Annotated in this window: 17 protein-coding genes; 13 read left to right on the top strand and 4 right to left on the bottom strand. The window is 64.2% G+C overall.

Annotated features, from left to right (window positions below):
• Positions 1 to 12 precede the first annotated feature (12 nt).
• Together ACZ2HM_RS08310 and ACZ2HM_RS08305 are read left to right on the top strand one after the other, a co-directional pair.
• Positions 13 to 327 carry a hypothetical protein gene (locus tag ACZ2HM_RS08310; RefSeq protein ID WP_470426739.1) on the top strand — a complete coding sequence of 105 codons (315 nt, stop codon included), beginning with the start codon at positions 13 to 15 and terminating at the stop codon, positions 325 to 327.
• Between the two features lie 85 nt (positions 328 to 412).
• The gene (locus ACZ2HM_RS08305) at positions 413 to 1318 is read left to right on the top strand and encodes a DMT family transporter (RefSeq protein ID WP_470426819.1); all 906 of its coding nucleotides are present in this window, start codon (positions 413 to 415) and stop codon (positions 1316 to 1318) included.
• On the opposite strand, the gene ACZ2HM_RS08300 is transcribed toward ACZ2HM_RS08305, so the two are convergent.
• Positions 1315 to 2076, bottom strand: coding sequence for an enoyl-CoA hydratase-related protein (locus ACZ2HM_RS08300; RefSeq protein WP_037476734.1), 762 nt, complete (start codon positions 2074 to 2076; stop codon positions 1315 to 1317). The two genes, ACZ2HM_RS08305 and ACZ2HM_RS08300, sit on opposite strands and share 4 nt — an antisense overlap.
• Positions 2077 to 2318: 242 nt before the next feature.
• Here ACZ2HM_RS08300 and ACZ2HM_RS08295 point away from each other — a divergent pair, with 242 nt between their 5' ends.
• Entirely contained in the window at positions 2319 to 3278 is a 960-nt protein-coding gene (locus tag ACZ2HM_RS08295; RefSeq protein ID WP_037478860.1) for a bile acid:sodium symporter family protein, read from the top strand.
• A gap of 85 nt (positions 3279 to 3363) precedes the next feature.
• On the opposite strand, the gene ACZ2HM_RS08290 is transcribed toward ACZ2HM_RS08295, so the two are convergent.
• Positions 3364 to 5805 (bottom strand): TonB-dependent receptor, encoded by a 2442-nt coding sequence (locus ACZ2HM_RS08290; RefSeq protein ID WP_470426738.1) that lies wholly within the window; start codon positions 5803 to 5805, stop codon positions 3364 to 3366.
• A gap of 344 nt (positions 5806 to 6149) precedes the next feature.
• On the opposite strand from ACZ2HM_RS08290, the gene ACZ2HM_RS08285 reads away from it, so the two are divergent.
• The 10 genes from ACZ2HM_RS08285 (at position 6150) to qhpE (ending at position 18613) form a co-directional block, all read left to right on the top strand.
• Positions 6150 to 7628, top strand: coding sequence for an agmatinase family protein (locus ACZ2HM_RS08285; protein WP_470426737.1), 1479 nt, complete (start codon positions 6150 to 6152; stop codon positions 7626 to 7628).
• The gene (locus tag ACZ2HM_RS08280) at positions 7628 to 8977 is read left to right on the top strand and encodes an agmatinase family protein (RefSeq protein WP_470426736.1); all 1350 of its coding nucleotides are present in this window, start codon (positions 7628 to 7630) and stop codon (positions 8975 to 8977) included. The genes ACZ2HM_RS08285 and ACZ2HM_RS08280 overlap by 1 nt, the downstream gene beginning before the upstream one ends.
• Positions 8978 to 8990: 13 nt before the next feature.
• A complete protein-coding gene (locus ACZ2HM_RS08275) occupies positions 8991 to 10463 on the top strand; it encodes an agmatinase family protein (RefSeq protein WP_470426735.1) in 1473 nt (490 codons plus the stop codon).
• A 135-nt stretch (positions 10464 to 10598) separates the two neighbouring features.
• Complete coding sequence (gene peaA, locus ACZ2HM_RS08270; protein WP_470426734.1) at positions 10599 to 12329, top strand: quinohemoprotein amine dehydrogenase subunit alpha; 1731 nt, start codon at positions 10599 to 10601, stop codon at positions 12327 to 12329.
• Positions 12326 to 13780 carry a quinohemoprotein amine dehydrogenase maturation protein gene (gene peaB / locus ACZ2HM_RS08265; protein WP_470426733.1) on the top strand — a complete coding sequence of 485 codons (1455 nt, stop codon included), beginning with the start codon at positions 12326 to 12328 and terminating at the stop codon, positions 13778 to 13780. Before peaA ends, peaB begins: the two co-directional genes overlap by 4 nt.
• Positions 13777 to 14136 (top strand): quinohemoprotein amine dehydrogenase subunit gamma, encoded by a 360-nt coding sequence (gene qhpC, locus ACZ2HM_RS08260; protein ID WP_037472200.1) that lies wholly within the window; start codon positions 13777 to 13779, stop codon positions 14134 to 14136. The genes peaB and qhpC overlap by 4 nt, the downstream gene beginning before the upstream one ends.
• 8 nt (positions 14137 to 14144) lie before the next feature.
• Positions 14145 to 15230 carry a YncE family protein gene (locus ACZ2HM_RS08255; RefSeq protein WP_037472504.1) on the top strand — a complete coding sequence of 362 codons (1086 nt, stop codon included), beginning with the start codon at positions 14145 to 14147 and terminating at the stop codon, positions 15228 to 15230.
• Complete coding sequence (locus ACZ2HM_RS08250; RefSeq protein WP_037472202.1) at positions 15227 to 16237, top strand: hypothetical protein; 1011 nt, start codon at positions 15227 to 15229, stop codon at positions 16235 to 16237. Before ACZ2HM_RS08255 ends, ACZ2HM_RS08250 begins: the two co-directional genes overlap by 4 nt.
• Complete coding sequence (locus ACZ2HM_RS08245; RefSeq protein ID WP_470426732.1) at positions 16234 to 17937, top strand: ABC transporter ATP-binding protein; 1704 nt, start codon at positions 16234 to 16236, stop codon at positions 17935 to 17937. Before ACZ2HM_RS08250 ends, ACZ2HM_RS08245 begins: the two co-directional genes overlap by 4 nt.
• Complete coding sequence (gene qhpE, locus ACZ2HM_RS08240) at positions 17930 to 18613, top strand: subtilisin-like serine protease QhpE (protein ID WP_470426731.1); 684 nt, start codon at positions 17930 to 17932, stop codon at positions 18611 to 18613. The genes ACZ2HM_RS08245 and qhpE overlap by 8 nt, the downstream gene beginning before the upstream one ends.
• Here qhpE and ACZ2HM_RS08235 read toward each other — a convergent pair.
• Together ACZ2HM_RS08235 and ACZ2HM_RS08230 are read right to left on the bottom strand one after the other, a co-directional pair.
• Positions 18547 to 19542, bottom strand: coding sequence for a HupE/UreJ family protein (locus ACZ2HM_RS08235; protein WP_037475092.1), 996 nt, complete (start codon positions 19540 to 19542; stop codon positions 18547 to 18549). The genes qhpE and ACZ2HM_RS08235 overlap by 67 nt on opposite strands.
• Positions 19529 to 20371, bottom strand: a complete 843-nt coding sequence (locus tag ACZ2HM_RS08230; protein ID WP_052027632.1) for a peptidyl-prolyl cis-trans isomerase — start codon at positions 20369 to 20371, stop codon at positions 19529 to 19531. The genes ACZ2HM_RS08235 and ACZ2HM_RS08230 overlap by 14 nt, the downstream gene beginning before the upstream one ends.
• Positions 20372 to 20436: the final 65 nt, after the last annotated feature.

Raw genomic sequence — 20436 nt, 5'->3', positions numbered from 1 at the left:
AGAGGAGCCATCATGCGTCACAAATTTCTCGCCACACTGGCGGTCGTTTCGGCAGTCAGCCTGTCCGCCTGTTCGGAAAAGACCGAGGACAGCATCGAAAATGCCGGGTCGGCGATCGGCAACGACATGAGCAGCGCGATGGACCGCGCGGGCGACACGATCGACAACGGGCTGGATGATGCGGGCCGCGCGATCGACAATGGCGCGGCGCGGATCGGTGCTGCGACCGACGAAGCGGCCGAAGATGCGGATCGCACCGCCGATGAAGCCAAGCGCGATGTCGGCGATACGCTGCAGGAAGCGGGCAGCGACCTCAAGAACGAATGATCCGATGGGCCACGCATGACCATTGCGTTATGTGTGGCCCATGCGCGCGCTTGACGGCGCGCTGTATTGCGGACAGCGCAGGGATATGTCGTCCGCTGCGCCCGCCCCACCTCCCACCAGCTACCTGATGATCGGTCGCCCCGAACTGGCGCTGATCGGCATTACCATCCTGTGGGGTGGCACTTTCCTGATCGTCCATCATGCGATGCGCGAATCGGGGCCATTCTTCTTCGTAGGGTTGCGTTTCGGGACGGCGACGCTCGTCACCTTGCCGCTCGCCTGGCCGCTGTTGCGCGGCCTCACGCGGCAGGAACTTGGTGCTGGCCTAGTGATTGGCCTTGGCATTTTTGCGGGCTATTCGCTCCAAAGCTGGGGCCTGCAAACCATATCGAGCAGCACGTCCGCCTTCATCACCGCTGCCTATGTCCCGTTGGTGCCGATCCTTCAATGGATCATCCTGCGCAGGCGACCGCGAATCGCCAGCTGGGTCGGGGTCGCCCTGGCGTTCGCTGGCCTCATGCTGATCGCCGCGCCGCAGGAGGGGATGGCGATGGGCACGGGAGAGGTGCTGACGCTGATCAGCACGCTCGCCATCGCGCTGGAGATCATCTTCATCAGCCTGTGGGCAGGACAGGTCAACGTCGCGCGGGTGACGCTGGTGCAATTGGCCGTGACCGCGCTGCTGGCCTTCGCCTGCATGGTCCCGGCCGGTGAAGCGGTGCCGCCCTTGTCTTGGACGGTCATCCTGTCGGCCTGCGGGTTGGGGCTGATCACGGCGCTCATCCAGTTCGTGATGAACTGGGCGCAGCGCAGCGTGTCGCCGACCCGCGCCACGCTGATCTATGCGGGCGAGCCGGTCTGGGCGGGGATCATCGGGCGGATCGCGGGTGATCGCTTGCCGCCCATGGCGCTCGCAGGCGGCTTGCTGATCGTCGCGGCGATGATCGTGAGCGAAATGCGGTTCGGCAACCGCGACCGTGCCCCGACCTAGTCCCGCCGAAACACCGGCGCGCGCTTTTCGAAGAAGGCGGCAAAGGCTTCCTGCGCCTCGGCGGATCGCAGCGTGTCGCGGAACAGCCCCGCTTCTTCCTCGATCCGGGCGGTGAGTGCCGCCGGATCGCCTTTCATCAGGCGGCGGGTGGTGGCGAGCGCCTGGGGCGGCTTGGCCACCAATATTCTGGCCTTGGCACGCGCATGCGCCAGCAGCCCGTCAGCAGGCACGACCGCCGTGACCAGCCCCGCGCGATCGGCTGCCTCGGCATCCATCGGTTCGCCCAGCATCAGCATCGCCGCGGCCTTCGCATGGCCCAGCGTCGCAGGCGCGAGCAGGCTCGACCCGGCTTCGGGGACCAGCCCCAGATTGACGAAGGGCATGATGAAGCGGGCGTCGGGCGCGGCATAGATGAGGTCGCAATGGAACAGCATCGTCGTGCCGACGCCCACGGCCAATCCCTGCACGGCGGCGACGATCGGCTTGTCGAAGGCGGCGATGGCGCGGATGAAGGCGAACGCCGCAGCGCCGCCCTCCGGCCCGGCCATGAAATCCTTGAGGTCATTGCCCGCGCAGAAGGCGTCGCCATTGGCGGTGAACAGCACCACCGCAATGTCCGCGCGCGCCGATGCATCGGCCAGCGCAGCGGTCATCGCATGATACATGGGGACGGTCAGGGCGTTCTTCTTGTCGGGGCGGTCGATATGGATTTCGATGACGCCAGCGATATCTTCGATGATCGCGATGGACTCGCTCACGATGCGCTCTCCCTTATGTCTCTGTCACTACCGATGGGCATTGATCGGACGATGGAGACTATTGTTCCCCGGCGAAGGCCGGGGTCCAGTCCCACGCTCTGAACTGGACCCCGGCCTTCGCCGGGGAACAGCTACCATCCAGATCACTGACCACGCCTGCATGTCTCTGGCGAAACTGTTGGCGCAAGCGACGGGCCGCGTCTATCCCCCCGCCGTCTGTCAGCCCAAGGCCTAGCCCCATGATGAACCGACTGCGCCACGCCCTCGACCCTTTCTTGTTGCTGCTGCTGGCAACCGTTGCCCTAGCGTCGATCCTGCCCGCACGCGGCGAGGGTGCGCGGATTGCGGACATGGTGGCGGACGCCGGCATCGTGCTGCTTTTTTTTCTGCATGGGGCGAAATTGTCGCGTGCGGCGATCTGGGACGGGACGCGGGCGTGGAAGTTGCATCTGGCGGTGCTGGGGACGAGCTTCCTCCTGTTCCCACTGATCGGCCTCGCGACCCAGCAGATCGGTATCATCCCCGATGACATGCGCGTGGGCCTGCTGTTCCTGACGCTGCTGCCCTCGACCGTGCAGTCGTCGATCGCCTTTACCGCGATCGCACGGGGCAATGTCGCCGCCGCTGTGGTCAGCGCGTCCTTCTCCAATCTGCTCGGCATCGTCGCGACGCCGCTGCTGGTCGCGCTGCTGATGCGGCAGGGCGGGGCGAGCGTGTCGCTGGCGTCGATCGAAGGGATCGTGCTGCAACTGCTGCTGCCCTTTCTGGTCGGCCATTTGGCGCGACCTTGGATTGGCGGGTTCGTGGCGCGGCACAAGGCGAAGATCGGATGGGTGGATCGTGGCTCGATCCTGCTGGTCGTCTATGCCGCTTTCTCGGCGGCCGTCGTAGAGGGGCTGTGGCAGAGCGTGTCGGGCGGCGAACTGGCGCTGCTGGCGGGTGTCTGCTGCCTCATGCTGGCAACCGTACTGGTTCTTACGTTCGGACTGGGGCGGCTGATCGGACTAAGCCGCGAAGATGCGATCGTGCTGCAATTTTGCGGGTCGAAGAAAAGCCTGGCGACCGGCGTTCCGATCGCGGGCGTGTTGTTTCCCGCGGCGGCCGTCGGGCCGATCCTGCTGCCGCTGATGCTGTTCCACCAGATCCAGCTGATGGTCTGCGCCGTCCTGGCACGGCGATACGGCGCGCAGGTCGCTGAATGACAAAGGGGCGGAAAGCGCGATATTGCGCCTTCCGCCCCTTTGCCTGTCCGTCCCTACGCTCTGACGTGTAGGAAGGATCGTCCCGTTAGAACTTCACGCGGCTTTCGATGCCGATCGTGCGCGGCTGCGCGACCGATTGGGCATAGCCGCGATAGATGATCCCGTCATTGATCTGGCCACGGCGGGTCAGGTCGTTGGAAACGCCGGTGATCGCATATTTGTCGAAGATGTTATTGGCGAACAGGCTGATTTCCCACACGTCCGTGCTGTAGGTCGCGGCCGCCCGGTGCATCATATAGTCAGGCAGGCGTTCGCCGCCGCCCCGTGCGCCAGGACGGGTCAGGATGCTGCCGGTATAGGTCGCGGTCCAGTTCAGGCGCAGATTATTATCACCCATAGGGACGGTATAGACCGCCGATGCGGCGCCCGAATGCTTGGCCGAGCCGGGGAGGCGATCGCCCGATTCCAGGCTGGCGAAGCCGTTCGCCGTCGACAGCAGGTCAGGCACGTCCTCGGTCAGCTTGGCATCCAGATAGGAATAGTTGCCGCGAACGGTGAACTGGTCCGTGATGCGCGCATTGAAGCTGAAATCGACGCCCTTCGATTTGGCCTTGCCGCCATTGGCCGTGATGCCGATGGCCCCATTGACCGTCTGGCTGGCCAATTGAATGCCGTCCCACTTGACCTGGAAGACCGACACGCTGGTGCTGAGGCGGCGATCGAACAACTGCGCGCGCACGCCCAGTTCCAGATTCTTCACCTTATCAGGACCAAAGGCAAGTTCGTTGGGCAGGGCGCATAGATTCTGGCCGGGCGGCAGCGGCTGGATGCAGGGCGCGACACGGTTCACGCCGCCTATCCGGTATCCCGTGCTGTAGGTCGCATAGGCCATGAGGTCGGGCGTGAAGTTGAACGAGGTGTTGAACTTGTAGACGAAGCCATCGTCGCTGGCCTGGCCGCTGCGCGCCCGCGAAGGATTGATCGTCAGGCTGGGATAGGGCGTCCGGCGGCGGCCACCAGGCGTCATCGGCGATTCCGTCGCGCCGGTGATGGATGTTTCATATTTGAAATAGCGTGCGCCGCCGGTGATCTGCCACTGCTCGATAGGCTTGAAGCTCAGTTCCCCGAAAACAGCCTGTTCCTCGGTCTTGGACCGGGTGAAGGAGATATATTCGGCACCGTCCGGGCGGATCAGGCCGTCATAATAGCCCCCATAGATTTCGCTGCCGGTCGGTGATGCGGCGAACTCGGCGAAACCGGGCAGTCGCTCGACGCTGTCGGACTGGAACTTCATACTGTTGTAGAAGCCGCCTACAACCCAGCTGAACGGCCCGCCATGGGTAGAAACCAGGCGGATTTCTTGGTTGAACTGCGTGCGGCTCTGATCGTTGGTGGTGAAGCCAGCGAATGCCGGGAAGAGTTCATAATCATAGTCGAGGTCGAGCAACAGATCGGTGACGTCCCCGACGGTGTTGTTCTTCGTCTTGGTATAGGCCGATGCCCAGACTGCCTGGAACACGTCGCCCAACTGCGCTTCCATTTCCAGGCTGATCAGCGTCGACCGGCGGGTGGAAGGTTCGGCGAAACGCTTGGCCGCTTCATATTTGCCTTCGCCGACGATGCCATCGGTCGTGGCCTGCGCGCCATCGGTCTTGGTCTTCTGATAGGCGTAGGTCAGATAGGCGTTGAAGTCGGGCACCGAGAGGCCAAGCTGATTGCGGGTCGTGAACGTCTTTTCGAAGTTCAGATCCTTGCGGCCCGCGAAATTAGCGTCCTGCTGCGCCTGTGTGCCGAGCGGGTTGCTGGCCGGACCCGGCTGGGCGATCGACACGCCCGGCGTCGCGACCAGATAGGGATAATCGATGAAGCCGGGGTCATAATAATAGCCGGTGGCCGAGCGGAAAGCCAAGACATCCTTGACGATCGGGATGTTGATCGTGGCATCGCCGACATAGCCCACGCCCTTGCTGTGCGCGACATCATAGACGCGGCCATGGACTTCGCCGCTGAACTGCGTCGGATCGGGCCGGTTGGGAATATAACGGATCGCGCCCGCCAGCGTGCCCAGGCCATAAAGCGTACCCTGCGGCCCCAGCAGCGTTTCGATCCGTTCGATATCGATGAACTTGAAGTCCAGATAGAGCGGAATTTCACCGAGATAGGTGCCGATCGCATTGTCGTAATTCGCGCCGGTCGCGCCGCTGTCATCGGCCGACAGGCCGCGCATGATGATGGTGGCCGCGCCGCGCGGGCCGGTGTCGGTGACGGTGATGCCGGGCGTGAACGCGCCCAGGTCACGCACATCGTCCAGCCGTTCGGCCGCCAGTTCAGCGCCGCCGATCGCCGAAATATTGATCGGCGTTTCCATCAGCGTGGTGGAGCGGCGGGTGCCAGTGACGACGATGACGTCGCTTTCTGCGTCGGCGGCAGCCTGCGGCTCCTGTGCCAGGACCGGCGTGGCGAAGGCGGCGCCCGATATGATGGTGGCGGACAGCAGCCCCATTTTGAGTTTTGCGCGATACGACATGGTCTTCCCCTTTTTGTCCATTGTCTTCCCTGCTTTCGATCCCCTCCCGGATCGGCCGCTCCGCGCTTTGTGCGGCGGCAGCGGCTGGCATCGGACGGCACGGACTGCCGCCTCCTTTTCTTCTGATCTGGGGTAGAGGCTATGGAGTGCGCAGGCAGTCAGACATGGGGCATTTGACGTAGCCTGTTCGTCCAGCTCACCATGGGCCTATCCTACGTCAAATGCCCCATTGGGCTTGGGCACCGTCCCCGCCTACCCCTTGGGCGAGGGGCGGGAAAACCTGCTCCATATCTGTTGCCTATGCCCGCATCGCGCGATTGCGGTGGACCGGGCCGGAGAATGACATGCCGTCTTTGAGCGCCGTCACAGGATGGAGCATGGCCGGGATCGCGGCCATCGGGGCTGCGGTCGCGGGCGACCTGCCGCTGCAAATGCCCAATGCAGGAACACCCGCGCCGCAAATGCCGGCCGAGGATGATATGGGACGGCCCAAGCCGCTCGAACTGCCCAAGGATGTCGAGGCCAAACTGGCAGGCGTCGACAAGGCGAAGGTCGATTTCCTCAAGAGCGGCGTGACCGGGCGCTATGTCGAAAAGGACGCGCTCTTCGCCCGCATCCGCACCGGCAAGCCCGAAGAAATCAGCGCCTATATCGACGCGATGCAGGCGCTCCACGCTCAAGTCGAGTTCAAGGCCGGGCGCGATGTCGCGGCGATCCCGCTCGACACCCGCTCCCCCTGGTTCAACGCCTGGAAGGCCCGGCGGCCGAACAGTATGGACCCCAAGCGGGATGTTGGGCCGATCGAACTAACCCGCTATGTCGGCGGCTGGGGTGGCGGCTTTGCGACCTTTGCGGGCGCGCCGGTGGCGATGACGCCGGAGGATTTGAAGGCGGGCAAGGTCGATGTCGCGATCGTCGGCGCGCCGCTCGACATGGGGTCAGGCTGGCGCAATGCGATCGACGGGCCGCGCGCGATGCGGATGACCGGCGGCGCGGCCGGCAACGACATGTATTCGATGATCAACCCCAATGCCGCGCTCAAGATCGTCGATTATGGCGATATCGCCATCGACCAGAACAGCACCGAGCGCAGCGTCGATCATGTGCGGGAAATGGTGGCGGAGATCGCCCGCACCGGCGCGATCCCGATCGTGATCGGCGGCGACCATAGCCTCGAATATCCCAATGTCGCCGCTGCCGCCGACGTGCATGGCAAGGGCAATGTCGGCGTCATCCATTTCGACAGCCATTATGACATCGGTCGCGGCCGCGTCCATCTGCTCGACCATGGCCAGCCGGTCTATCGCGTCATCAACGAAGGCCATGTCCGCGCCAGCGACTATATCCAGGTGGGCTTGCGCGCGCGCGGGCCGGATCTGGAGACGTTCGGCTGGATGCGCAACAAGGGCATGAAATACCACACGATGGTCGAAGTCGAGAAATGGGGCTGGGACAAGGTGATGGCCCGTGCGCTCAAGGAAGCACGCGGCAGCACCAAGAAATTGTGGATCAGCTTCGATGTGGACGTGCTGGACCCCGCCTTCATGCCCGGCACCGGCACACCGGTTCCCGGCGGCCTCACCATGCGGGAAGCGCAGCCGATCATGCGCAACCTGTGCGCGGAAAATGACATTGCCGGCATCGATATCGTCGAAGTCGCGCCCTATCTCGACACCAGCTACAAGACCGCGCTCAACAGCAATTTCCTGCTGAACGCCTGCCTGGCGGGGATCGCCATGCGCAAGAAGGGCTTGAAGCCCGGCTATCTTAACCCCGTCTCGGTCGATCACGGCCTCGACAGCTATTATGGGAAGAAGAATTGATGGCACGCACCCCCTTGCTGGCGCGGTGCGCCGCCGCTGCCCTGGCGATCGCAACCCTGAGCGGCCCCGCCCATGCGCAGGTCAGCGACCCGCTCGCCACCCTGTCGCCGGAAAAGAAGGCCTTTCTGTCCGACCCCGTGATGTTGACGCGCTTTGGCCTGACGGCGGAGAAGCTCCAGGTCGCGCTCGCCGGGCGCAGCGCCGCCGATGTCGATGCCTATGCCACCGCGCTGATGGCGGTGGTCGAGGACAGCAAGTTCAAGGCCGGGCGCGACCCGTCGGAAATCGCCCTCAACCCGCAGGCGCGCGGGTGGAATGCGGGCACGACGCTGCGCCCCAAATTGTTCGACAAGTTGAAGCGCGACGACGGGCCGTTCAGCCTGAAACGCTATCAGTTCCAGAAGGGCGGCATCCCGACCTTTGCCGACGCGCCGGTCGCGATCCGCAAGGAGGATCTGATCGCGGGCAAGGTCGAGGTCGCCTTCGTTGGCGTGCCGCTCGATTTCTCGTCGGGCTGGCGCGACGCCAAACATGCGCCGATGGCGCTGCGTGGCATGGACGGATTGGTCGGGGCGGATGCCGATGGCGGGATCGATCCGGGCCTCATCCTGTCGATCGCGGACTATGGCGACCTGACGCCCGACTATATGGCGCCTGATCGGGGGCTGGATCATATCCGCGCGATGATCGCTGAGATGGCAAGCGTAGGCACGATCCCCTTCATCGTCGGCGGCGACCATACGGTCATGTTCCCCGACGTCGCGGCGATGGTCGATACCTATGGCGCGGGCAAGGTGGCGCTGGTGCAGTTCGATGCCCATGCCGATGCCGACCTGAACGACGCGCATATGATTTCCGACACGCAGACGCTGACCCGGCTGATGGAACAGAATCTGTTGCGCGGCAGCGACGTGACGCTGGTGGGCTTGCGCGGGCGCGGCGCGGACGTCGCCACGCAAAAGCGGCTGACCGACAGCGGCGTGCGCATCCTGTCCACCGCGGCTGTGACGGAGCGCGGCTGGCAGGCGGTGACCAACGATATTCTCTCCGGCCTCAAAGGCGGGCCGGACAATATCTTCATCTCGTTCGACATGAGCGTGCTTGATCCAGGCGATGCGCCCGCTTCCGGGCGACCGGTGCCGGGCGGCATCTCCATGCGCGAAGCGATTCCCATGGTCCGGCAACTGTGCGCCCAGACAAAGGTGGTCGGCTTCGACCTGCTCGACGCCGCACCCATTCTGGACCCGACCTATGTCAGCCGGATGAGCGCCAATTACATCTTGCATGCCTGCCTGTCGGGCATCGCGATGCGCAAGACGGGCATGCCGGTCAAGACCGCCAAGCGTTGAGGGAGAAGAAGCGATGCCGTCGATCAACGCCATAACCGGATGGAGCATGGCAGCAGCCGCCGCCGCGACCTCCGTGCTGGCGGGGGATGCGTTCGACACGCCCAACCCGCCGCCGCCCATCCCGCAGGAAGATATCATGGGCGAACCCAAGCCCGTGGAGCTTCCCGCTGATATCGCGGCCAAGCTGACCGGCATCGCGCCGGAAAAGGTCGCGCTCATCAAGCAGGGGCGCACTGGCCGCTATGTCGAAAAGGATGTGCTGTTCGACCGTATCCGCACGCTGCCCGCCGCCGAACTCGTCACCTATATCGACGCGATCGCGGCGCTGCACGAGCAGGTGGAATATAAGGAAGGGCGCGACGCCAAGACCATTCCGCTCGACACCCGATCGGCCTGGTTCAATGCGTGGAAGGCCAAGCGGCCGTTGGTGATGGACCCCAAGCGCGATCCGGGGCCGATGGACCTGGGCCGCTATATCGGCGGGCGGCGCGGCGGCTTTGCGACCTTCGCCGGTGCGCCGGTGGCGATGACGCCCGAAGATCTGCGCGCGGGCAAGGTCGATGTTGCTATCGTCGGTGCACCGCTGGACATGGGTTCAGGCTGGCGCAACGCGATCGACGGGCCGCGCGCTTTGCGCATGACCGGCGGGGCGGGCGGCAACGACATGTATTCGATGATCAACCCCAGCTCCGTGCTGGAGATCGTCGATTATGGCGATATCGCGATCGACCAGAACAGCACGGAGCGATCGGTCGCCCATGTCCGCGAGATGGTGCGCGAAATCGCGCAGACGGGCGCGATCCCGATCGTCATCGGCGGCGATCATAGTCTGGAATATCCCAATGTCGCCGCCGCCGCGGATGTCCATGGCAAGGGCAATGTCGGCGTCGTCCATTTCGACAGCCATTATGATGTCGGTCGCAACGGCGTCCATTGGATCACCCATGGCTCGCCGGTCTATCGCGTCCTGCATGAAGGCCATGTCCGCCCGCAGGATTATGTTCAGGTCGGGCTGCGCGCACGCGGGCCGGACCTCGAAACATTCGGGTGGATGCGCAATAAGGGCATGAAATATCACACGATGGTCGAAGTCGAGAAATGGGGCTGGGAAAAGGTGATGGAACGCGCGCTCAAGGAAGCGCGGACCAACACCAAGAAGCTGTGGATATCGTTCGATGTCGATGTGCTGGACCCCGCCTTCATGCCCGGCACCGGGACGCCGGTCCCCGGTGGCCTCACCATGCGCGAAGCGCAGCCGATCATGCGGCGGCTGTGCGCCGAGAATGACATTGCCGGCATCGATATCGTCGAAGTCGCGCCCTATCTCGACACCAGCTACAAGACCGCGCTCAACAGCAATTATCTGCTGAACGCCTGTCTGGCGGGCATTGCGATGCGCAAGAAAGGCCTGCCGCCCGGCTATTTCAACCCGGTGTCGGTCGAACATGGCCAGGACGCATATTACGGGCCGAAGAAGAAAAGCTGAAAAATCTTGACGGTCGTCCAGTTTGATATGGCGGATTGTCATCGGGCCATACGTCATTTGGGCAATGGCGCTGCCTTGGCACCCGCTTAGGCTCTGGGTCGACGCGGACAGGGATCGCGTAAAGGGGGACATAGGGTGAAGCGGACAACGGTCTCGAAATTCGGCTTGCTGGCCCTGTTCTCCGCGTCGGTCGTCTTTGCCCAGGCGGATGGCGGGCCGGACGGCGTGGCGATGAAGGAAAGCGATCCGGGCATTCCGGTCACTGATCCGCTGGTCCAGGAAAAATGCGGCACCTGCCACGCGCCCGACGACAAGGGGAATATGTCGCGGATCAGCTGGGTGCGGACCACGCCCGAAGGCTGGGCGCAGGTGATCAAGCGGATGGTGCGCCTGAACGGCCTGCCGATCACACCCGAAGAATCCCGCGCCGTGGTCAAGTCGCTGTCCGCCTCGCACGGCCTCGCCCCGCAGGAGGCGTTGCCGGTCATGTATCTCGCTGAAAAGCGTACAATCGACGAAACCAACATCCCCAACGAAACGATGCGCGGTGCCTGCGCCGTCTGCCACAGCTTTGCCCAGCCGCTATCCTGGCGTCGGTCCAAGACGGAATGGAAGTCGCTGCAGGATCTGCACGTCGCCATGTATTCGCAGGCGGACGCCCAATATCGCCGCCCGGCCGAGGATAGCGAACAGCCTGCGGGCCGCGACCCCAAGGACAAGATGCTGCGCGGCGAATATGCACTGGGCTACATGGCGAAAACCGCGCCGCTGCACACGCCCGAATGGGCGGCCTGGCGTTCGCGCCAGAGTACCCCGCGCCTGGCCGGCGAATGGCTGGTCGTGGCGTCGGCGCCGGGGCAGGGGCGCTTCGTGGGGGCGTTCAGCGTCAAGCCCGGCAAGAGTGCTGATGAATTCGTGACCGCCAGCACCCTCAAGTCGCTGACCAATGGCGGCACCGTCAGCCGCAGCGGCATCGGCATCGTCTATGCCGGCTATAGCTGGCGCGGCTCATCCAAGGGCGCGGCCGCAGCGGGCAAGCCCGACGACCTCGCCAGCGCCGCACGCGAAACCATGTGGTTCGCCCCCGATCAGCAAAGCGCACAAGGTCGCTGGTATTGGGGCGATTATCAGGAATTCGGCCTCGACGTGAAACTGATCCGCGCTACCGCCGCGCCCGCCGTGCTGGCGGTCGTGCCGGGGCCGGTCAAGGCCGGAACCAAGGGCGCGCAGTTCCGCATAATAGGCCATAACATGTCCGCTTCGCTGTCCGCTTCCGACATCGACCTGGGCGCAGGCGTCACCGCAACGAAGATCGTTTCGGCAAGTCCGCAGGAATTGGTCGTGACCGCCGATGTCGCTGCGAACGCGCCATCGGGGCAGCGCGATGTCGCGATCGGCGGCGCGGTGCTGGAAAAGGCCTATCCGGTCTACAGCAAGATCGACTATATCAAGGTGACCCCCGAAACCGCCGTGTCGCGCCTGGGCGGGATCAAATTTCCCAAAGGCTATGCCCAGTTCGAAGCGATCGGCTTCGAAAATGGCATGGATGGGAAGCAGGGGACGCCGGATGACATTGCGGTCGGGCCGGTCGATGTCACCTGGTCGACGCAGGAATTCCTCGCCGTCTATTATGACGACGACGCCAAATATGTCGGCGCGCTCAGTCCCGCCGCTTTGTTCACCCCCAATGTCGAAGGGCCGAACCCCGAACGCCGCTTTGGTCGCAACAATTATGGCGACGTCTGGGTCGTCGCGACGGCCAAGAGCGAGAAGGACAAGTTCGGCAAGCCGATGAGTGCGCGCGCCTATATGGTGGTGACCGTGCCCGCCTATCAGAAATGGGATCAACCGGAGGTGTCGCAATGACCGTGATGCAGGCACCCACCTATCGCCGGGCGGAATATCATGGCTTCGATGCAGGCGGCAGCGACTTCGTCTATCTGGTGAGCGCGGGCGCGATCTTCGAGATCGACGCGGATGTCCGCGCGGTGCTCGACCGGCTCGATGGGCAGGAACTGACCCACGCCATGCTGGTGCGCGAACTGGTGAGCGAAGGGCGGGCGCAGGAGGAAGCCGACGGGCTGGTGCGCGAATTGCGGCAGGCGCGGCTCATTCATCTCGGCCATGGCATGCCGGTGGCGGAAGTGCCGCAAGCGCCACCCGCCGATTTCCCGCTGCAGGCGCTGGTCCTCAACGTCACCAACCAGTGCAACCTCGCCTGCACCTATTGCTATGAGTTTGGCGCAGACAAGATCGCGACGCCTGCGGGCAAGCCCAAATATATGACGCTGGATACCGCCAAGGCGTCGGTCGACCTGCTGATCGCCGAGGCGGTCGGGCGCAAGGCGGTGCATATCACCTTCTTCGGCGGCGAAACGCTGATGAACTTCAAGCTGCTGCGCGACGTCGTCGAGTACGCCAATGCAGCGACCGCAGCGGCGGGGAAGGCGATCACCTATAGCCTGACGACCAATGCGACGCTGCTGACGCCGGAGATCGTCACCTTCCTGTCGGACAATCGGGTCGGCGTGACCGTCAGCATGGACGGCCCGCCGGAATTGCAGGACAAGCATCGCGTCTACAAGAATGGCAAGGGTAGCTATGCGGTCATCGAACCGCGCCTCCGCACGCTGATCGCGCATCACAAGACCCGCGCCATCACCGCGCGCGTGACGTTGACCGAGGGTGTGACCGATGTGGTCCGCATCTTCCGCCATCTGAAGGATGATCTGGGCTTCCACGAAGTCGGCTTCGCGCCGGTCACGACGGGGGAGGAACGCGCCTATTCGCTCGACGGCAACGGCATGGACAGCGTGCTGGCGCAGTTCAACCTGCTGGCCGAGGAATGGCTCGAATATGCCCTGCGCGGTGAGTCCCACGGCTTCACCAATGTCAGCGAGACGATCAGCGAGCTGATTTCAGGCGTCAACAAATCGCATCCCTGCGGCGCGGGCTTGGGCCTTATGGGGGTCAGCCCATCGGGCGACCTGTCCCCCTGTCACCGCTTCACCGACGCCGACACGCACAGCATGGGCCATGTCTCCAGCGGCATCGACCGGGCCAAGCAGGGCGAGTTCCTAGCCAAGGGGCATGTCGAGGCGAAATATGATTGCCAAAGCTGCTGGGCGCGGCCGCTCTGTGCGGGCGGGTGCCACCATGAGGCGTTCGTGCGCTATGGCGACACGGGCCATGCCAACCTCCATTATTGCGACTGGATACACCAGTGGACCGACACTTGCCTGCGCATTTACGGCGTGCTGTCGGTGCGTAATCCAGGCTTCCTCGAACGCTTTGCCGAAAGAAAGGGGCTGTCATGAAGCATCTTCGTGCCATCAATAAAAAGGCGCAGCGGATCGACGAGGCCGTGACGCAGATGGAGGCGGCGGTATCCCCCGACGCCGACATGGAGGAGGATGTCGTCGCGCTGCAGCAGGCCCCGCGCCCGCATGTGCCGATGGGTTGCTCGCTCTCTTTCTCGCCCGGCTGGGAAGTCGATGCGGGCGGCGGCACGGCGGGGCTGTGCCAGCCGGTCGAGCGCGACATTTACGACTGCTATGTCACCTGCTTCTGGCCGGTGCAGGTGCCCGACCATGTCAACTACTCCCCCGACTGGGCCAGCAACTGCGCCACCGCCACGAAGGACTGGCGCAGTCTTGATCTCGTTTTTCCATGAGGCGCGCGATGCAGAAATATCGTCTGATGCTGGGCGCTGGCCTGGCCCTGTTGAGCGCCATCCCCGCGTCCGCCGCGACGCTGTTCATGGGCTCCTATCCTGATCGCCTACTGGTGTTCGAAGAGGGCAAGGGCGCAGTCACCGGCACGATCAAACTGGACACGGGTCTCCCGACATCAATGCAATTGTCCGACGATGGCAAGCGCATCTATGTGACCACCATCACCACCAGCGGGATCGAGGTGATCGACACCGCGACGCGCAAGGTGATCAACAAGTTCAGCCTGAACGACGGCACCACCCGCTATCGCTTTTGGGGCGGGGTGCCCGATCCGACCGGGCGCTATTTCTACACCGTCATCTCGAAATTCGAGAAGGGCATAGACCGCTATACCGTCAGCAAGCCCATGTATGGTGTCATCGACCTGAAACTGCAAAAGGTCGTCCGCACCGCCGCGCTGGAAAAAGAGGAAGAGCGGGCCGGGGGACGCGGCGGATACAAGGTGTCGCCCGATGGCAAATATCTCTATTCCTTCGGCGAGAAGATCGTGATCGTCGATCTGGCGACATTGAAGGTCGCCGACCGCATCGACCTCGCCAAACCCGAAGGCATGGGGATGGAGAATATCGGCTTTGGCGGCACGCTCGATGCCGTGCGCTCGTCGGGGCAGTTGGTCGCCCTGTTCAACGCGGCCGACCCCTATGTGCATAACAAGATGTTCGGCATGGCGCGCTTCGACCTGTCCACCCGGCAGTTCGATTTTACCCCGATTGGCCCCGCGCCCGATGCCATGGCGGGATTGCAGGTCACGCCCGACGGCAAACACGCCTATACCGTGGTGACGAACGGGAAGCTCGGCAATAAGCGCTGCGAATTCTGGCATATGGACATGGCCACCAATGCCGTGGTCGATAAGGCGGAGTTTCCTTGCCGCTCGCGCTTCCGGCTGGGCATGTCGATCGATGGAGCCAAGCTCTACATCTATGGCGCGAGCTATGACCTGGAGGTCTATGACGCCAGGACGCTCAAGCATGAGACGACGCTGGACCTTGGCTATGACACGACCGGCGCGGGCATGGTTGCGGTGGAATGACCGACAGGCGCATGATCGTCGGGATAAGGGGCAGCGGGATTGCCGCGACGACATGCGCGTATTTGCTCAAGGCAGCGGGCCTCCGGGTCGCAACCAAGGTCGTTCATCGTCCGCCCGTCCCAACGATCATGCTGAGCGATGCAGCACTGGCGCTGCTGCGCGACATATTTCAGCGGCCTGACCTGTTCGCCGACAGTCCCCGGATCAAGCGCCGTGTGGTGGCCTGGGGCGGCGGCGCACCGGTCGTCGTGCCGCATGGCGCGGCGCTGGCGTCGGAGGACCAGGTGCAGGCTGTGCTGGCGAAGGACAAGCCTGCCCCGGAGGATGGCCCCGTGGATTTCACTATCCACGCTGCGCCGCCGATGCCGGAGGGGGAGACGCATGTCTTCGGCGACCGGCGAGCCGTCGCAGCCAAGGTCGGGCTGCGCGATCCGTCTTGCAGCGAGGAAGGCCGGGTCGAGGCGGTGGCCAGCGGTTGGCTCTTCCTTGTGCCCGCAGGGGCGGGGGAGGGCTGGCTACTGGGCGTGGGCGGATCGCTGGACGATCTGCTCGCCGACAGCCGCCTGATCGCACCGGTGGTCGATGCGGTGGGGGCCGCATCGACGCCGTTCCTCGCCGCGCCGCGCCTGCATTTGCCGTTGTGCGGGGAGGACTGGCTCGCCTGCGGCACGGCGGCGCTCGGCTTCGACCCGATTTGCGGGGACGGAACGGCGCAGTCGGTGCGCGAGGCGATCCTGGCGGCAGCGGTAGTGACCGGCATCGCCGAAGGGCAAGATGCCACCGCGCTTCTGACTCATTATCAATCCATGCTGATCGCGGCGATGCGGCGGCACCTATTGCTGTGCGCCCAATTCTACACGACCGGCGGTACGGGGGATTGGTGGCGGTCGCAACAGGAGGCGCTGTTGGCGGGGCATCGCTGGTGTACCGGGCTTCTCGCGAAGATGCCGGAGCCGGCCTTCCTGCTGGAAGGGACGCGGCTCGTGCCCCGGCAGCAGGCGGCATGAGCGACGGGACGCGTGCGCCGGTAGCGGACTGGGGCGCCTATAAGCGGCTGACCCCCTTCCTGAAACCCTATCGCGGGGCGCTGGTGGTCGTGCTGGCGATCAGCCTTGTGTCGACCATGCTTGGGCTGGCGCAACCTTATCTCTCGAAACTCATGATCGACGAAGCGCTGTTGCGCCGGGACATGGGTGCGCTGGTGAAGATCGCGGCGATCATGATCACGGTCACCATCGCCGGGTTCGCGGTCAATATCCTCGCCAGCTATCGCTATGTCGCGCTGTCGGCGGCGATGCTCTACGACATTCGCGCGGCGCTGTTGCGCCATCTCCAGACGCTCTCGCCGCGCTTTTATGGCAGCTTCCGGCTCGGCGATCTGGTGTCGCGGATGAACAGCGATGTGAGCGATGTGCAGCGGATCGCGTCCGACACTCTGCTATCGGTGGTCAGCAATCTGCTGTTCTTCGTCGGCTGCGTCGCGATGATGCTGTGGCTCGACTGGAAATTGTTTCTGGTGAGCGTCGTGTTGGTACCCGCCAGCCTTGCGACCTTCGCTTATTATCAGCGCCGCCTGACCGCGCTGACCCGCGACATGCGCGAAAAGGGCGCGGACCTTGGCAGCCTGCTGGTCGATACGGTGATGGGGATGCGCGTCGTCGCGTCCCTGCGCGCGGGCGAGCATGAGGTGGAGCGGTTCAAGGGCCGCAACGATGCCTTTGTCGGTGCCATGCTCAAGATGCAGGTGGCCTCCTTCATGACAGGCGCGCTGCCCGGCACGCTGATGACGGCAGCGACATCGGCAGTGATCCTTTATGGCGGCTGGCGCATCATCGAGGATGGGATGAGCATCGGGACGCTGGTCGCCTTCATGACCTATCATATGCGGCTGCTCTCGCCGATCCAGACGCTGATGGGTCTGACGTCGGGCCTTGCGTCGGCGCGCGTGTCGCTGGGACGGATATTCGAACTGTTCGATACCAAAGCGGAGGTGGTCGAACGCGCCGATGCGGTGCCGCTGGAGCGGGCAGGCACGATGCGGTTCGAGCAGGTGGCGATGCGCTATGATCGCGATGCGGTGTTGCGCGACATCGACCTGACGATCCCCGCTGGCAGCCTGTGTGCCATTCTCGGCCCCAGCGGCGTGGGCAAATCGACCATGGCGGACCTGATGGTGCGTTATCTCGATCCCGATACAGGTCGGCTGCTGGTCAATGGTCGCGACCTGCGCGCCTATCGGCTCGACGATGTCCGGCGGGAGATCATTCTGGTCGATCAGTCGCCCTATCTGTTCAACGATACGATTGCGGCGAATATCGGTTTTGCCTTGCCCGACGTGAAGCGCGAGCAGATCGAAGCGGCGGCCCATGCGGCGGGGTTGGATGGCTTCATCTCCAAGCTGCCACTCGGCTATGCGACGCGCGCCGGGGAACGGGGCATGGCTCTATCGGCTGGCGAACGGCAGCGGATCGTGCTGGCGCGGGCCTTGCTGCGCTCGCCCAGCATCCTGATATTGGACGAGCCGACCTCGGCGCTGGATGGCGAGACCGAGCAATTGATCGCCGGGCGGCTGCGCGGCGCGCTGCCCGATGCGACGATCATCATCATCACCCACAAGCCCGTTATGGCGCGAATGGCGGATATGGTCGTCACCCTGGCCGATGGGCATGCGCGGGTCGAGCAGCGCAGCGAAATGGTCGATGCCTGACCCGATCCGTATCGCCGTCATCGACAGCGGCGTCCATCCCGACCATCCGCATATCGACGCGGTGCGGCTGTTACCCGGCTTTGCCGTGGCGCGCGATGGGGCGGTGACGGCAGACGATACGCTCGATCGGCTGGGGCATGGAACGGCGGTGACGGCCGCCATCATGGAGCAAGCTCCCGATGCGCTATGCCTACCGATCCGGGTGTTTCACGATGGGCTGCGGGCCAGCGCGCGGGCATTAGTGCGCGCGATCGATCTGGCGGGGGAAGCGCGTGTGGATATGATCAACCTCAGCCTTGGCACCGTCAACCCGGCGCACGCCCCGGTCTTTGCGGCGGCGGTGGAACGAGCGGCAGCGGCGGGCGTGATGATCGTGGCCGCGCATGATGTCGATGGCCAGCCCTGCTATCCGGGCAGTCTGGATGGGGTGTTGGGCGTCGCTCTGGATTGGGACTGCCCGCGCGAAACCTATGTTGTGCAGGACGGGATCGTCCATGCCTCCGGCCATCCCCGCCCGATCCCTGGCGTCGAGCAACGGCGCAACCTCTATGGCGTGAGTTTCGCTGTGGCTAATGTCAGCGGGATCGTCGCGCGGGACCGTCTGGACGATCAAGCGATCCCAAACCCCGCCACCCGCTCGACCATCCAGAAGCAGCCGATCGCACCGACGGCATAGAGCGCCGCAATCCGCACCGGCGCGGCGAGCGAGATAGCGCGCAGGCCCGCCAGCGTCGCCATGATGGCCCCGACGAACAGCAATTGACCCGCTTCGACGCCGATGTTGAAGAAGATGAGCGCAGGCAGTTTCTCGCCCGCCTGCACGCCCAGTTCGCCCAGTGCCGTCGCAAAGCCGAGGCCGTGGAGCAGGCCGAACAACGACACGACCGTCAACTGACGGCGGAAGGCGAAGGCCTGTTCGCCCTTCCCGACCAGCAAAGCCTCACGTGCCATGAAGGCGATCGACAGGGCGATGGCGGCTTCGACCGGGGGAACGGGGACGTGGACCAGTTCGAAAAAGGCGACGGCCAGCGAGATGGAATGCCCGGCGGTGAAGGCGCTGACCAACCAGAGCAAGTCCCGCCCGCGCGCCAGCAGAGCGAGGCAGAGAACGAACGCCAGATGGTCCCAGCCCAGCCAGATATGCCAGACGCCCTGGGCCAGAAATTCCGGCGCGATCTGAGTCAGGGGGCGTTCGCCGACCGCGGTTTCCCCGACTGGAACGGCGATGCCTTTCGCGTCGCCGGTCAGGCTGCGATCGACCTGGCTGCCCATGACATTGGTGACGAAGCGGCCGCCATCGGCCTTCCATGGCGTCTGGATGACGTCGCCCGCACTGAACGGGCGTTCGCAGGCGAATTCATAGGCATATTGCGCCCGGCCGCCGCTGGATTGGCGCGTCATCGCGGTCTGGCGACAGCCCTGCGGCCAAACGATCGGCGCGGGCTGGCCCACCGTTTCGGGCACGGCGGCGGTGAATTCATAGCTGTTCGCATCCTCGCCCCGCGTCAACGCGAAATCAGCGGACAGGAAGATGTCGGCCATCGCCGTGCCCGGCAGCAAGGCCGCCAGCGCGAGCAGGAGGGCGGCCAGACTATTCTTCCACATCATATTTCTCCTTGAGGCCCGACAGCGCCTTGTCGATGGCGGCTTCGCTATGGGCAATCATATAATCCTGCCGCACCTGATCCTTGATCGCGGGGAAGGGGATCATGGCGGCGGGGATGCTCTCGCTCTTGCGCACGAAATGCCAGCCGCGCGGCGACTGGACCGGGCCGAACCAGCGCCCGTCCGGGGCGGTCTTGAGCGTGGCGACGAAGGGCTGGCCGAAAATGCCGCGTACCATCGAATCGCCATAGCGCGGAAAGGCGCGACCCAGCCAGAAATCGTCGCTGGGGATCGTCTCCCCGGCATTGAGCTGCGCCAGCTGCAACGCCGCGTCGGCGGGCTTTTGTGCCCGGTAGACCTGTGTGAAGCTGGTGCGCGGTTCGGCGCGATACTGCGCCAGATTGTCGGCATAATGGTTGACCAATTGTTCGTCGGTCGGTTCGGGCGGAGCGCCCGCGATCAGGTAGCGGACCTTGTCGACCAGTTGCTTGCGGGTTTCGCCGTCGGTCAGGTGCATGTTGCGGTCGATCGCTTCGCGGAACAGCAGTTCCTCGGCCAGATAGTCGCGCTTGATCCGCGCCTTGTCGGCGGCTGTGGCAGGGCGGCCGACAAGCAATTCATAGTCTTCGACCATCGCCTGTTCGACCTGGGGCGTGAAGACGACCGGCGGCTTTTGCCCGCGTTCGATGATCTGATAGCCGCCGAACAGAGCCACGCCCGCGACCAGAAAAGCAAAGAGCGGATCGCGCACGGCTTTGCCGACCCGGCTGCGCATGGGGCGCAATGCTTGGCCGGGCGTTGCCCCCGCGCCGTTGCTGTCGATCCCCATACTCTCTGCCCTGCCCGCCATGGTCCCAACTCTAGGCGCAAGCGCTTCGCCCTGCCTACGTCAAA

Source organism: Sphingobium sp. KKT206, from assembly GCF_055640555.1.
The sequence above is the reverse complement of the archived record's forward strand: the minus strand, read 5'-3'. Positions and strand labels throughout refer to the sequence as shown.